Here is a 14217-nt window from a genome sequence, read left to right as displayed (position 1 = left end):
CTCTTTGATAGTAACAATAATGCAAGGAAGGAGCAGCTGTGATCATGTTAAAAAGAGAATGGCAGAAAATTTTAAAGAACCCCTGGATGATTATCATTTTGATCGCGATCATTACGATTCCTGCAATTTATACATCTGTATTCCTTGGATCTATGTGGGATCCATACGGAGATGCAGACGAATTACCAGTAGCAGTGGTAAATCACGATAAGAAGGTAAAATACGAGGGTAAGACATTACAAGTTGGTGATGATCTGGTGAAGAATCTGAAAGATTCAGGATCACTTGATTTTCGTTTTGTAAGTGATAAGAAAGCAAAAGAAGGATTAGAGAGTGGAGAATATTATATGATCATTTCCATTCCAGAAGACTTCTCAAAGAATGCAACAACATTAATGGATAAGAATCCAAAACAGATGAAACTGATATACAAGACAAATCCAGGTACAAACTATGTAGCATCCAAGATGGATGATAGTGCTATGGCGAAGATTGAAAAGTCAGTCAGAGAAAAAGTAACAGAAACTTATGTAAAAACAGTATTTGCTCAGATCAAAACTGCAGGCTCTGGGTTCCAGAAAGCAGCCGATGGATCAGGAAAGATTGAAAGTGGAGCGAAGAAACTGAAAGCTGGAAATGACACAATTGAGCAGAATTTAAACAAACTCGCATCCAGCACATTAACATTCCAGAATGGAGCTAAATCACTTTCTGTAGGATTAAAAGCATATACAGATGGTGTGGCCAAAGTTGACAGCGGAGCAAAATCATTAAAATCTGGAACAAAGACATTAAAAGACGGAGTTGCACAGCTTTCAAGCGGGGCAACACAGTTATCAACGGGTTCTAAATCATTAAAGATTGGAATCGCACAGTATACAAACGGTGTCAGCACAGCACAGGCTGGAAGCAAACAGCTTGTTGCTAAAAATACAGCATTAACATCAGGAGTAGACCAGTTATCAGAGGGAATTAAAAGTGGAACTGCACAGTTAAAAGAAGGAACAGGATCTTTAACAACTGGAATTGATGGAGTATTAAAGGCAGCGAAACAGTCTTCAGACCTGATTGGAGAACAACTTCCAGAATCAACCGATATTCATCAGTTAAGTGCTGGAATGACTCAGTTAAATGCGGGTATTCAGAAATTAAATCAATCATTGAATGGAAGTGCAGCAACAACACAGTCAACAAAAACTACAACAACAACAGTAGACAATACAGACAGTAAAAAAGCGGCAGAAAGTGCAGCAGCTGTAAAAGAAAAAGTTAACACATTACAGAGTAAAGTAAGTAAATTAAAAAATTCTTCTGCATTAAGCAAGTTATCCGATGAAGAAAAGGAACAGCTTTTATCAGAGATTGGTGAAGTTGAAAGTGCAGCATCTGATGTAGAAGAAGATGTAGATGAAACATATACAAATGCACAGAAAGCATCTCAGGAAAAAGCAACTACAACAACAAAAGTAAGTACACAGTCTGCTTCTTCAGATGAAACATTAGCCGCAGTAAAACAACAGGTATCAGCGTTAGCATCAAGTTCTGAAAAAGTATTGCCAAAAGGTTCACAGGCAGTAACTTCAATGTATTCAGGATTAGAAACTGTGAAAACAGGATTAGACAAGCATGGAAAAACTCCAGAAACAATGGGAATGATACAGGCATTGACAGCGTTAAAGAGTGGTTCTTCACAGGTAGATACAGGAATTTCAACATTAGAATCTGGACTTAGTACAGGTACAGGACAATTAAAGATTGGAATTGCAAATTACACAGCAGGCGTAAGCAGCTTAAATACAGGACTTACAACATTAAAGAATAATTCCAAAGCATTAAACAGCGGAGCAAAACAGCTCAACAATGGAATCAACCAAGTAAGCTCAAATCTTCCAACATTTATGTCAGGAACAACACAGCTTTATAATGGAACAAAAACATTGAAAAAAGGAACAGCAACTTTAGTTGCAAACAACAATACATTAAACAGCGGAGCCGGACAGTTAGCATCTGGAGCCGGACAGATCGCAGATGGATCAAGCCAGCTTGCAGCAGGATCTACAACTCTTGGAAATGGAATCGCAACACTTCAGGATGGAAGCAAGATATTAAAAGATTCCTTACAAAAAGGAGCAGATCAGGTAAATGATATCAAAGCTACAAACAAAACAAACAAGATGTTTGCAGCACCAGTAAAAGCAAAGAATGTAGAATACTCACATGTTGATAACAATGGTCACGCAATGGCACCTTATATGATGTCCGTTGGATTATTTGTAGCATGTATGGCATTTACATTAATGTATCCTTTAATGGAGAAAAACGAAGAAGTCAAGAGTGGACTTCAGTGGTGGCTGAGCAAAGTCACAGTCATGGCAGCAGTATCAATTGTTCAGGCAGTGATCATGGTAGCCGTTTTAATTGGAATCAATGGAATGGAACCACACTATGTTGGAAAGACATTTGGAATGGCAATCCTGGCATCTATGGCATTTATGTCATTGATCTGCTTTGGTGAGATGTTATTAAACCGTGTTGGAAGTTTCGTCATGTTAGTATTCATGGTCGTACAGTTAGGTGCAGCAGGAGGAACATATCCACTGGATATGGCACCACACTTCTACACAGTATTACACAAATATATGCCATTCAGCTACACAGTACACGCATTTCGTCATACACTATCCATGGATGGACAGATCGGACAGGATGTCGCAGTATTCGTTGGAATCTTAGTTGTGTCTACATTAGCAACAATCATCTTCTACCGTTTCAGAATGAAGAAACAGGTTGGAGGAACATTAGAACCTAATGGAGCACCACAACATTAAAAAAAGTGAGCAGTTAGCGTTATTAAGTCTTAGTGATGTGACAATGACAGAAGGAGAAAGCAAGACACAGAATATTACCCCAATTATCACAGGTAAAGCAGTAGGAACAACGAAAGTATTTATTTACAATAGCGATAAGGAATCTGCAAGAACTATCACGATCAAGATTAAATAATCAAAAATAAATAAGTTATTAGGTTATTAGGAAAAGGACAGCGATCAATGTGATCAGCAGTCCTTTTCCTTCTTGTTGATATATGTTTAATATTTTCATATTATGCATTTCCAATAATTGAAAGGCAAAAAAAGAAATGCTATACTGATTTTAAAAGAATTAAAAATATATAAGGGGGACAAACTAGATGTCAATGCCAGAGAACATTGAGAATACAGAGGAATTAGTTAATACAATAAAAGGTCAGATCGCAGACAAAGAAAAAGAAATACAGGAGAATTTTACAAAACTTGGAGAAGTATATTATGTAAAATACGCAAAAAATCCAGATGGAGATTTTTCTGAACTATGTCAGGAAATTGAAAACCAGTATCAGGAGATTAATCAGATGGAACAACAGATTCTTGATCTGACATTAGAAGACCCAAAAATCTGTCCACAGTGCGGAACAAAGAACGCAAAAGACAGTCTGTTTTGTGGAGAATGTGGATGTAAATTACCAGAAGAAAAGGAAGAACAAGAAGAGAATATCTGTCCAAATTGCGGTGGTACGTTAAGAGAAGGAGATAGATTCTGTAGAAGCTGCGGTGCTAAAGTAGTAGTAGAAGAACAGGAAATACAGCCAGCACAACCAGAACCAAGACATTGCAAAAACTGCGGAGCACTTTTAGAAGAAGATGCGATATTCTGTATTTACTGTGGAACGAAAAATAATTAAGGAGGACAGAGATGTATTGCAAGAAGTGTGGAACCAAAAATAAAGATGATGCAAGATTCTGTGCAAACTGTGGAGAGAAACTGGTAATACCGCCACAGCAACAGGCAAAACAGCAGCCAGCACAACCCAAACAGCAGATCTACACAGAACCTCAAAATGAACCAAAACGATCATCAAAAAGCTGGATCATTGCTTTAGCATGCGTGATCGTTGTCGTTGTTGGAATATTTGGATTCCAATATTTAAAATCAGAAGACAAAAAAGAAGCTACAGCAACAACCGAGAACAAAACATCAGCAAAAACAACGGAAAAGAAAGCAACAGAAAATAACGCAGGAGAAGATGTAGCCGATGCCAAGGATAGCACAGAGAAATCACAAGTATTATCCTACACAGACAACGAAGACATGGATTTATCCGCATGCACAGACAGCGATGATTATCAGTATGTAAGCAGCGAGGACAACTCATTTGAATTCGCCTATCCAAAATACCTGTTTAACCGCAGTTATGTAAATAAAACAGGAAATCAATACACATTAGAATACGCAAACAGTGATAAAGCCGATGATTACGAGATCAAAGCAGTTATTTCATCACAAAAAGCAGGATCAGGAAATGCAGTAAAAAGCGTTCAGAAATTATACAAACAAAAGAAAAAATCCATAAAGAACGTCACATACGCATACCCACAAGGCGGCAAAACACCAAAACTATATCAAGGTAAATCAAGCATGATCGTCATGGGATATTTAGACAGCGACAAAACAAAATGTGAATATGTACTGCTCACAAGCGATGGAAAAAAAGACTACATGATGCAGATCAATTTCTTTGATTCAGATTATAAAGATGAATATAAAGAGATCAATTATGTAGTGGATTGTATGTATCGTGGATGCTCATTTACGAATTCTACATATCAGATGAGAACATTTGATCAGTTTAGGGAAGACGATATGGGAGTTAAGAAGTAAAAAATCTGTTTTGCGATTGTAGGATTTCGTATATGTGACGGACATAAGATTAAAGGAACTTATGAACACCGATTTGATGAAATGTTTGAGACACATTCCACCAATAATTTCCGTCATCAACCACAAATTAAAATTTCTCCATCTGCTTCAATTCCGGCAACACAGTACAAAGCATCGTAACAAAGCAAAGCCCTCCACCGATCACATTAGAAACAGGCTCTGCCAAAAACACTCCAGAAGTTCCCATATGTAACACATAAGGCATAAAATAAGTCAAAGGAACAACAATAACCACCTTACGAAGCAATGAGAAAAAGATGGCATGTTTCTTCTTATTTAATGATTTAAACACCGTCTGTCCAATATACTGCAGATCCATAAAGATAAATGCAGCAAAATACTGATTCAATGCAGGAATGGAATCTTTCACAAGTGTAGCATCGGAGCTGAATACACGGATCAATGCACCAGGAGCTAAAATGATGACACTCCACATAACGGCTGTATAGCATAAAATCATAGAGCCTATAACGATCATTGCTTTCCGTACTCTGGCTGGGCGTCTGGCACCATAGTTGTAGCTTAGAATTGGCGATCCACCCTCGTTCATAGCGTAGATCGGTGTTTCTACCAACTGTCTTACACTGGAGATGATTGTCATAACAGAAATATAAATATCTCCTCCAGTGACAGAAAGTACATTGTTGCAGACAATACTTACCAGACTGTTTGTTAACTGCATGATGAAACCAGCAGTTCCAAGACTGATGATATTTTTGGCGTAACCGATACTCTCTGAAAATTCATGTTTCTTAAGAAAACGTACTTTTAATTCTGCTTTTTTTGTAAGAAAGAATAACACAAAAGAAGCAGACAGACATTGAGAGATCACAGTAGCGATCGCAGCACCTCGTACACCCAGTCCAAATACAAAAATAAACAATGGATCGAGCAGCAGATTGGCAACGGCACCGATCGCAACGGAAAGCATACCAGTTGTTGAATAACCCTGAGCATTAATAAACGGATTCATTCCAATCGCGATCATCGATGGCAATGTACCGATCAGATAGATCATCATATAAGGAAAAGCATACACGAGAGCATCACGGGAAGCTCCGAATAATATTAAAAGTGGGCGTGCAAAGAAAAGCCCGATCATCATCAATACGACAGCACTAAAACAAACCATGGTAAATGAAGTATTCATGATATGAACAGCCTGCTTATTTTTCTTTTGACCTCTACTGATAGAAAATAACGGAGCACCACCGCTTCCAAACAGGTTGGCGAAAGCAGTGATAATTACAACCACCGGAAAACAAAGTCCAACAGCACCAAGGGCAGCAGTTCCGACATGTGGGATTCGTGCGATATAGATACGATCGACGATGTTATATAATAAGTTTAAAATCTGAGCAACAAGCATAGGGAGTGCTGCCGCAAAGATATTCTTAGTGACTGATCCATTTTCAAAATCAATTCGTTTCATTTTTTTGATCATCTCTTTCTATTTCGTTATGATTTTAGTATAATACGACTTGATTTATACGTAAAATAAAGATCAAGGTAACTAAACACAGAGATTAGTTACCTTGATGAAAAGATTGATTATTTCATATTTTTATAAATGTCATAAATATCTTCGTTATCTTGCTGTAAATGTTCCTTTACGCAGTCATATAGTATTTGAATGCTTTCAGGGGTTTCCTCAAGTTCATCTGCAATTTGAATCAAATTTTTTGATTTTGTTTGATTCATGAGTTTCTCCTTTCATTGTATATTGAAATGCGGTTTACATCAAGTATTAATATAGAAAACTTGATGTAAAATCTAAGAAATGAAATATTTATAGAGAACAGATTGAGATGTGATCATAGAAAAATAGGAGATTCATATGTCTGTAAAATATTTACATGGAATATATTAACAAAAATAAATATAAATGTCAAATAAAGAGCAAAAAATATTAAATATGAATATGTTAAACTGCTTTTAAAGAATATCATTGTAGATGATCAATGGATATTGGGATGAATTTACCGGATTTATGAGAGGTTTATTTAATGCAACATTTAAAACAAATCCATATCTTGAACGAGCTATCATGACGGGAATCACACGAGTATCAAAAGAATCATGATGCCAAGACAGAAAAATAACCGCCAAAAATTAATAATGATAAACTTTCCTTCGGCTCCGCAAAAAATAAACCGTAACAATTAAAGTCAACATCTCCGCTATAACAACTCCCATCCAAATTCCATTCAATCCAAGTATAAGTGGCAGCAGCAGAATACATCCAATCTGAAACAACAAAGTTCGAAGAAAAGCAATGATCCCAGAAACAATTCCATTATTTAAAGCCGTAAAGAAAGAAGAAGCCCAGATATTAAATCCATTGATCAAGAATACGAGAGCATACAATCTAAATCCATGTAATGTCATAGCAAATAGATCCGCATCATATCCAACAAAGATATTAATTAACGGATGAGCAAAAAACTCAGAGATCAAAGTCAGGAAAACTCCAGTTCCGGCAATTAATGATAAACTTTTCTTCAACATATTTTTCAATTCCGAATGATTTCCAGCTCCATAATTATAACTGGTGATCGGTGCGCTTCCCATGGAATATCCAAGGAAGATTGCAGCAAAGATAAAGTTTGCATACATAATAACTCCATAAGCCGCAACACCATCCGCACCAGCAAGGCGCATTAACTGTGTATTATAAAGCATATTTACAATGGAAGAAGAAGCATTTGTCATAAATTCCGAAGAACCATTTAAACAGGTTTTTAATAAAATATCTTTTCTCCAGACAGGTTTCACAAGACGAAGACGGCTGCTGTTATTCTTTCGTGCAAAATAGATCAACGGTACAAGCCCGCCAACATACTCACCCATGGCAGTTGCAACCGCAGCCCCGGCAACACCATAATGCATAACTCCGATAAAGAGATAGTCAAACACAATATTGATCACGCCAGAGATCAAAGACATACGAAGACTATAAGAAGGTTTCTCAGCTGTAATAAAGAAGTTATAAAAGATCGTCTGCATCATAAACATTGGCTGTGATACAAACATAATACGTCCATAAGTAGACGCATATTCAAGCAGCTGTCCACGCGCCCCAAGTGCCATACAGATCTGCCTTATAAAAATAAATCCAAAGATAGACAGGATCGTAGCTCCGATCAAAGCAGTAAAGATCAGCATAGAAAAATATTCATTTGCTTTTTCTTTTTTACCTTCACCAAGCGTTTTTGCAACGATCGCACTTCCACCAGAACCGATCATAAATCCGATCGCCCCGACACCCATTGCAACAGGCAAGATCAGATTGACTGCGGCGAAAGCAGTTTTCCCAGCGAAATTGGAAATAAATAATCCATCAATGATACTATACATTGAAGTACAGATCATCATAATGATCGATGGAAATACAAAATGAATCAGACGTTTGTAAGTAAAATGATCCGATAACTGAATCTTCATGATAAACTAAATCTCCTTTTCCTCTAAGACATATTGTTTCATATTTTTCTTTAAAATCTGAACATATTTTCTCGTAAGAGAAAGCAGCTGTTCACACTCCGAAGGCTCCATAGATTCAAATGTAGCATTTTCCATATCAAAGACAGGACCGATATGTTTTTCAGAAAATTCTCGCCCAAACTCTGTAAAAAATAAGTGGATATCCCTTCCGACGCCGGCTTTACGGATCAAAACTCCTTTATCTTCTAATGATTTTACGGAAGAATTCACCGTTTGTTTTGAGATGGAGTAAAGTTTGCAGATATCTTTCTGAGAGCAACCATCTCCAAGTTCTAACAGACAATATAAAATGAGAAATGCGGAATCTGTAAGATGCATGGAAAGAGCAATTTCATGGTAGACATCATCGATCATCTTATAGAGAGAATCAAATTCTTTTAAGGTACGATTTTGTTTTGATTTCATAGTAATTTCCTTTCTTGAAATATAGTAATAATTATAGTCCGAAATCAGACTAGAAAATTATAATAATTATAGTCCGAAATCAGACTTGTGTCAATTGCTATTTCACGGAAAATCACTTTACGAGGTCAATTGAATCGGTTAAAATAAAGAGTCAGAGAATAATATATAACCTAAGAAGGAAGTTAGATCAAAGAAGGAAGTTACATATGAAATTTGCCTACGATATTCCAGATTCATTCTGGAGTTTATTTCGTTCGATGAACAGGGAACTTTACATGGAAGCTCTGCTAAAGATCAACGAAGAATATGAATATAACAATTATTATTTAAGTAAAGAAGTATGCCTTCAGGTACTAGAAGACTGGAACGAAAGCCAGCGGATCTGGTTATCGCCTGAAGAATTTGAATCAGAAACTGATGCAAGCCAGACACCGCCAAACAGGATCTTAAACTGGCTGATCAAAACTGGCTGGTTAAAGAGGATTGAGGATTTCTCAACATTAACGACCAATATCATTATTCCAGATTATGCAGCGGTATTTTTAACAGCATTTGAGGAACTGGTCAATCCATCAACAGATGACACAGAAATCTACATCCAGAATGTATACGCGACATTGTTTTCATTCTGGCATGATAAGAAGATGAACTTAGCCATGTTAAAAACAGCATTAGTTAACACAAAGAAATTAAATAAAGCCCTGCAGGATATGCTTCACAACATGGATCATTTCTTTGGCCGACTGTTAAAACAGAAATCATACGAAGAAGTTTTAGCAGAACATTTGGAAGGATATGTCGAAGAGATTGTCGAGAAGAAATACCATATTTTAAAGACAAATGATAACTTCTATCTATATAAAAACGACATCAAGAAATGTTTAAGAGAAATGCGAGAAGACATTCTATGGATGGAGCAGGTACAGAAGAAAGCAGACAAAGAAAAAGGTGAAGATGTCCTAAGCATCATCAATGCGATCGAGCGTGGATTTGATGATATTGAACATCGAATTTCCAACATGGATAAAGAACATTCCAAATATATCAGGGCAACGGTAACCCGTATGAATTACATGTTAAATGGAGAATCCGACACAAGAGGTCTGATGATCCAGTTATTAAAGACGATCGGTGATTCGAAGGACAGCGAGGAAAAGATTGAGAAAGTCGGTCAGAGCATGAACTTATCTCATTTCGAAGTGCTTTCAGAGAAGTCTTTATATAAGAAGAGAAAACGAAGAGACTTTGCAAGTCAGGTAGAGGAAGAACAGCAGCAGGAAGAATTATCAAGAGAAGATGTGCTAAGACTTAACAAGATTCATACGAGATTCAGTCAGGAAGAGATCGAAGATTTTGTGGAATCTTATATGGAAGATGACCATATGGAAGTGAAAGACATCGATATTACCGATGAAGAAGCATTTGAGAAACTGATTCTTGCTTATGATTACAGCACAAGAAGAAACAGCAAATATAAAGTGATCGAGAGAGAAGATGAGTTGATCGATAATGGAAGTTATCGTTACCCGGCATTAACATTTGTAAGGAGGAAACCAAAATCATGATTCCATACTATGATGAATTAAATGATGAAGAAAAAGATGCGGTGACCAAAGTCATCCGTACTCTTTTGAGACAGACATTTATATTAGAAAGAAAATACGATAAAAAAAGTGGAAGACTTACATACAACAAAGAATTTAGGACAGTCGATCTGCATCAGGAGTTTTTAAGAGAATACTTTAAGATTTCAGGAATTACATTAAGAGAAAATCTGCATCTTGGAGTCTTTTATATTGAAGGTGAAACCGTGATCGGAGAAAAGATTTCCAGATTATCAACCATTTATCTTTTGATCTTAAAATTATTGTACGATGAACATATGGCAGAGGCATCATCAAATACAAGTGTGTATACATCCTTAGGAGAAATCCATGAGAAGATCAACGATTTTCATTTAATGAACACACTTCCATCGATTACAGAGATGCGACGTTCCATTGCATTATTAAAGAGATATCAGATCATCGAACCTCTCGATGTGTTAGAAGAATTAAACGAAGAAACAAGAATGATGATCTATCCATGCGTGAATGTTGTGTTACTAGGCGATGATATCCGCAGATTGATCGAAAGTTTCAGTAAGGAGGGAATAGACAGTGAGTTCAGTGAAGACGAATCAGCCGTTTTTGGCACTATCGAAGATATGCCTGAATAACTGGCATTATATAGATCAGAAAGTATTAACATTTAATAACGGAATCAACTTTTTTACCGGACATTCTGGAAGTGGAAAATCAACTGTGATCGATGCGATGCAGATCGTGTTATATGCAAATACAGATGGCCGTGGATTCTTTAACAAAGCGGCAGCAGATGATTCCGACCGAAATCTGATCGAGTATTTAAGAGGAATGGTTGCGGTTGGGGAGAAAGACGAAGTTACTTATTTAAGAAATAAAAACTTCTCCACAACGATTGTGCTTGAGTTTATTCAGACAGAATCAGAGGAAAAAGAATGTTTAGGAGTCGTATTTGACGTAGATACAGCAAGAAATGATACATCCCGATTATTTTTCTGGCATAAAGGTGGTATTTTAGAAAATCATTATCGTACTGAAGAACATGCAATGACGATTTCTGAACTTCGCAAATATATGCAGAAGAATTTCAAAAAAGAAGATTTCTATTTTGGAACAAGTAACGAGAGATTCCGAAAACAGATGTATGATATTTATCTTGGCGGTCTTGATATGGAGAAATTCCCAAGATTGTTTAAACGTGCGATCCCATTTAAAATGAATATCAAACTCGAAGATTTTGTGAAAGAATATATTTGCATGGAGCAGGACATTCATATTGAAGACATGCAGGAAAGTGTCATGCAGTATGGAAGAATGCGCCAGAGGATCGAAGATACATTAAAAGAAGCAAAGAGTTTAGAAGAAATCAAAGACAGTTTTGATAAATTTAAGATCAAAAAAGAAGAACAGGATTACTGCCAGTACCGCATGAATAAACTGGATGTTTTAAAATTAAAATCAGACATTCATTTATTACAGAAAAAGATTGAAGATGGGGAAAAGAAATTAAAGACAGAGGAAGAAAATGAGACGGTCCTCGAGAAGAAATTGGAACAACTTTCCAAAGAATACGATGCATTGGTAGCACAGATCGCAGGAAGTGGATATGATCAGATCACAACGAGAAAGAAAGACGTTCAGGAATTATTAGGACAGTTAAATCATTCCGTACAGCGCTGGGAACAGACATCAAAAAGCTTAAAAAAATGGTGCGAGCTTGATATCACACCAAATCAGGCAATCTGGGATATTGAGAAATTTGAACAGGGAAATATCACAGAAGATGATTTGAATCGCTTGAAACATACATTGGATATCTTGAGAAAAGAAACCGAAGAAGAACGACAGGATAATACATCCACATTAAGAGCTTTAAAGAAACAGGAGAAATCCATTTCAGATGAGTTGAAAGAACTGAAAAAGGGTAACAAAGCATATCCAAAAGAAGTTCTCGATGCAAGATATGAATTACAGACGAAATTAAGTGAAAAACGAGGGAATTTTGTAAAAGTAAATGTACTTGCTGACCTTCTTGATATGAAAGATGAGACATGGCATAAAGCAGTCGAAGGTTATTTAGGATCCAATAAACTGACATTGATCGTGGAACCGAAATACGTTAAAGATGCCATGGAAATCTATCGTGATATGGATCAGAAGAAATACTGGAGGATTTCGATCGCAGATACGCAGAAGATTAACAAGCAGGATATCAAAGTTGAGGAAAATGCGTTATCAGAAGAAGTTCTTGCAGAAGAATCTTATGTGAAAAAGTTGATAGAATCATTAATGGGAAGAGTGATCAAATGTGAAACGATCGATGAGTTAAGAAAATGTCATACAGGTATCACACCAGATGGAATGTTATATAAGAACTTCCAGTTAAAACGATTAGATCCAAAGCAGTATACAAGAAACTCTTACATTGGAGATAATAGTTTACGCCACAGGATCAAAGAATTAGAAAAAGAAAAAGATAAGATCTTTGACAAGATAGATCCATTGGAAAAAGAAGTTTTAAGTGCAGACGTTATCTTAAAGTATGAATATCTTCCACAGCCAGCCGAAGAGTATCTAAAACAACAGGAAACACTGGAACGTGCGAAAAAACGTCAGGAAGAATATGAAGATTTAGAAAATCAGCTGACGAAATTAAGAGAAGGTGCCTTAAAAGGTCTGGAAGAGGAAAGAGACCTGAACAGGGCAACACAGGAAGATTGCAAACGAGAGATCAATGAGATGAAAGAAACGATCTGGGCAACACAGAATGCGTTAAAAGAATGCAGACAGCAGATTATTGATCAGAATGAAGCATTGATCCGTGCACAGAATGAATTACCAGCAAATGGAGAGTATGACCAGCAGTTTACACAGGAAATCGAGAAGACAGATACAGACGACTATGAACGTCTCAAAAAACGTGCAGCAAGAAAATATTATGATGCTGGAACGAAGAAGGAAGAAGAATATCGAAAACTTGTGGAAGTCAGAACGGCATATTTAAGAGAGTATCCAAACCGTACATTTTCAGCTATTGATGAGAACAATGATGCATATGATAAACTTTACAATGAATTGTCTTCTGATCATATGGAAATCTATCGTGAAAAAGCTGCAAAACAGGCAAAGACAGCGATGGAACATTTTAAAGATGACTTTGTCTATAAGATCCGAAGTGCAATCCGTGAAGCTTATCAGCGAAGAGATGAATTAAACCGTATGATCAGCGGCCTTGATTTTGGTAAAGATAAATATCAGTTTAAGATCACAAGAAATACAGGCGCTGACGGAAAATATTATCCAATGTTTATGGATGATTCCCTGAATATCGACCCATCTGTTTTAAATACAACAATGGATGACCAGATGAATCTTTTCTCTATGGAACATGAAAATAAATATGGAGAGTTGATGAATGAACTGATCGAAATCTTTATTCCGCCAGAAGGTGCAAGTGCCGAAGAATTAGAAAATGCAAAACATGATATGAAGAAATATTCTGACTATCGTACATATTTATCTTTTGATATGGAACAGATCGTCGATGGGGATGAAAAATTAACGATCGGATTAAGCAAGATGATCAAGAAAAACTCCGGTGGAGAAGGACAGAACCCATTATACGTTGCTCTTCTTGCAAGTTTTGCACAGACCTATGGAATTCATCTTTCACCAAAAGTACGCAGAAATCCAAGTATCCGACTGGTGGTCTTAGATGAAGCGTTTTCTAAGATGGATGCAGAGAAAGTTGCAAGCTGTATCGACCTGATAAGGAGTCTTGGATTCCAGGCGATCATCAGTGCGACAAACGATAAAATTCAAAATTATCTGGAAAATGTAGATAAAACTTTTGTATATGCAAATCCAAATAAGAAAAATATTTCCATTCAGGAATTTGAGAAATGTGAATTTGATAATTTAGTGACAGAAGAGTAGAGACAATCAAGGTACAAGGAGCAAAACGATG

11 protein-coding genes and 1 pseudogene are annotated in these 14217 nt (G+C 36.6%); 8 read left to right on the top strand and 4 right to left on the bottom strand.

Translation table 11 applies throughout. The annotated features are described in order from the left end of the window. The first annotated feature begins 44 nt into the window (after positions 1-44). From OCV53_RS01945 to OCV53_RS01930, 4 genes are all read left to right on the top strand, one after another. On the top strand, positions 45-2828 hold the full coding sequence (locus tag OCV53_RS01945; RefSeq protein ID WP_022375526.1) for a YhgE/Pip domain-containing protein: 2784 nt from the start codon (positions 45-47) through the stop codon (positions 2826-2828). Further along, positions 2809-3003: a hypothetical protein gene (locus OCV53_RS01940; protein ID WP_022375525.1), complete on the top strand. Its 195-nt coding sequence runs from the start codon at positions 2809-2811 to the stop codon at positions 3001-3003. Before OCV53_RS01945 ends, OCV53_RS01940 begins: the two co-directional genes overlap by 20 nt. Before the next feature lie 187 nt (positions 3004-3190). After that, complete coding sequence (locus OCV53_RS01935; RefSeq protein ID WP_022375524.1) at positions 3191-3721, top strand: zinc ribbon domain-containing protein; 531 nt, start codon at positions 3191-3193, stop codon at positions 3719-3721. 11 nt (positions 3722-3732) lie between these two features. Beyond that, positions 3733-4698, top strand: coding sequence for a zinc ribbon domain-containing protein (locus OCV53_RS01930; RefSeq protein WP_022375523.1), 966 nt, complete (start codon positions 3733-3735; stop codon positions 4696-4698). A gap of 127 nt (positions 4699-4825) precedes the next feature. Here OCV53_RS01930 and OCV53_RS01925 read toward each other — a convergent pair whose 3' ends face one another. Further along, on the bottom strand, positions 4826-6190 hold the full coding sequence (locus tag OCV53_RS01925) for an MATE family efflux transporter (protein WP_055196400.1): 1365 nt from the start codon (positions 6188-6190) through the stop codon (positions 4826-4828). 119 nt (positions 6191-6309) lie between these two features. Next, positions 6310-6459, bottom strand: coding sequence for a hypothetical protein (locus OCV53_RS01920; RefSeq protein ID WP_155492453.1), 150 nt, complete (start codon positions 6457-6459; stop codon positions 6310-6312). Between the two features lie 256 nt (positions 6460-6715). On the opposite strand from OCV53_RS01920, the pseudogene OCV53_RS01915 reads away from it, so the two are divergent. Beyond that, positions 6716-6838: pseudogene (locus OCV53_RS01915) on the top strand (AAA family ATPase); the annotation flags it as partial. Positions 6839-6870: 32 nt separating this feature from the next. Here OCV53_RS01915 and OCV53_RS01910 read toward each other — a convergent pair. Both OCV53_RS01910 and OCV53_RS01905 read right to left on the bottom strand, forming a co-directional pair. Continuing rightward, complete coding sequence (locus OCV53_RS01910) at positions 6871-8202, bottom strand: MATE family efflux transporter (RefSeq protein ID WP_055196399.1); 1332 nt, start codon at positions 8200-8202, stop codon at positions 6871-6873. Between the two features lie 6 nt (positions 8203-8208). Beyond that, positions 8209-8667 (bottom strand): MarR family winged helix-turn-helix transcriptional regulator, encoded by a 459-nt coding sequence (locus OCV53_RS01905; protein ID WP_055196398.1) that lies wholly within the window; start codon positions 8665-8667, stop codon positions 8209-8211. A 206-nt stretch (positions 8668-8873) separates the two neighbouring features. On the opposite strand from OCV53_RS01905, the gene OCV53_RS01900 reads away from it, so the two are divergent. From OCV53_RS01900 to OCV53_RS01890, 3 genes are read left to right on the top strand one after another with little or no spacing between them, the layout of a single operon-like run. After that, complete coding sequence (locus tag OCV53_RS01900) at positions 8874-10232, top strand: Wadjet anti-phage system protein JetA family protein (RefSeq protein ID WP_055196397.1); 1359 nt, start codon at positions 8874-8876, stop codon at positions 10230-10232. Further along, the gene (locus tag OCV53_RS01895; protein ID WP_022375517.1) at positions 10229-10885 is read left to right on the top strand and encodes a DUF4194 domain-containing protein; all 657 of its coding nucleotides are present in this window, start codon (positions 10229-10231) and stop codon (positions 10883-10885) included. The genes OCV53_RS01900 and OCV53_RS01895 overlap by 4 nt, the downstream gene beginning before the upstream one ends. Further along, positions 10827-14186, top strand: a complete 3360-nt coding sequence (locus OCV53_RS01890) for an ATP-binding protein (protein WP_331485858.1) — start codon at positions 10827-10829, stop codon at positions 14184-14186. Before OCV53_RS01895 ends, OCV53_RS01890 begins: the two co-directional genes overlap by 59 nt. Positions 14187-14217 lie beyond the last annotated feature (31 nt).

This window comes from Anaerostipes amylophilus, from assembly GCF_025567365.1.
In the GTDB taxonomy this organism is placed as follows: Bacteria; Bacillota; Clostridia; order Lachnospirales; family Lachnospiraceae; genus Anaerostipes; species Anaerostipes amylophilus.
The sequence above is the reverse complement of the archived record's forward strand: the minus strand, read 5'-3'. Positions and strand labels throughout refer to the sequence as shown.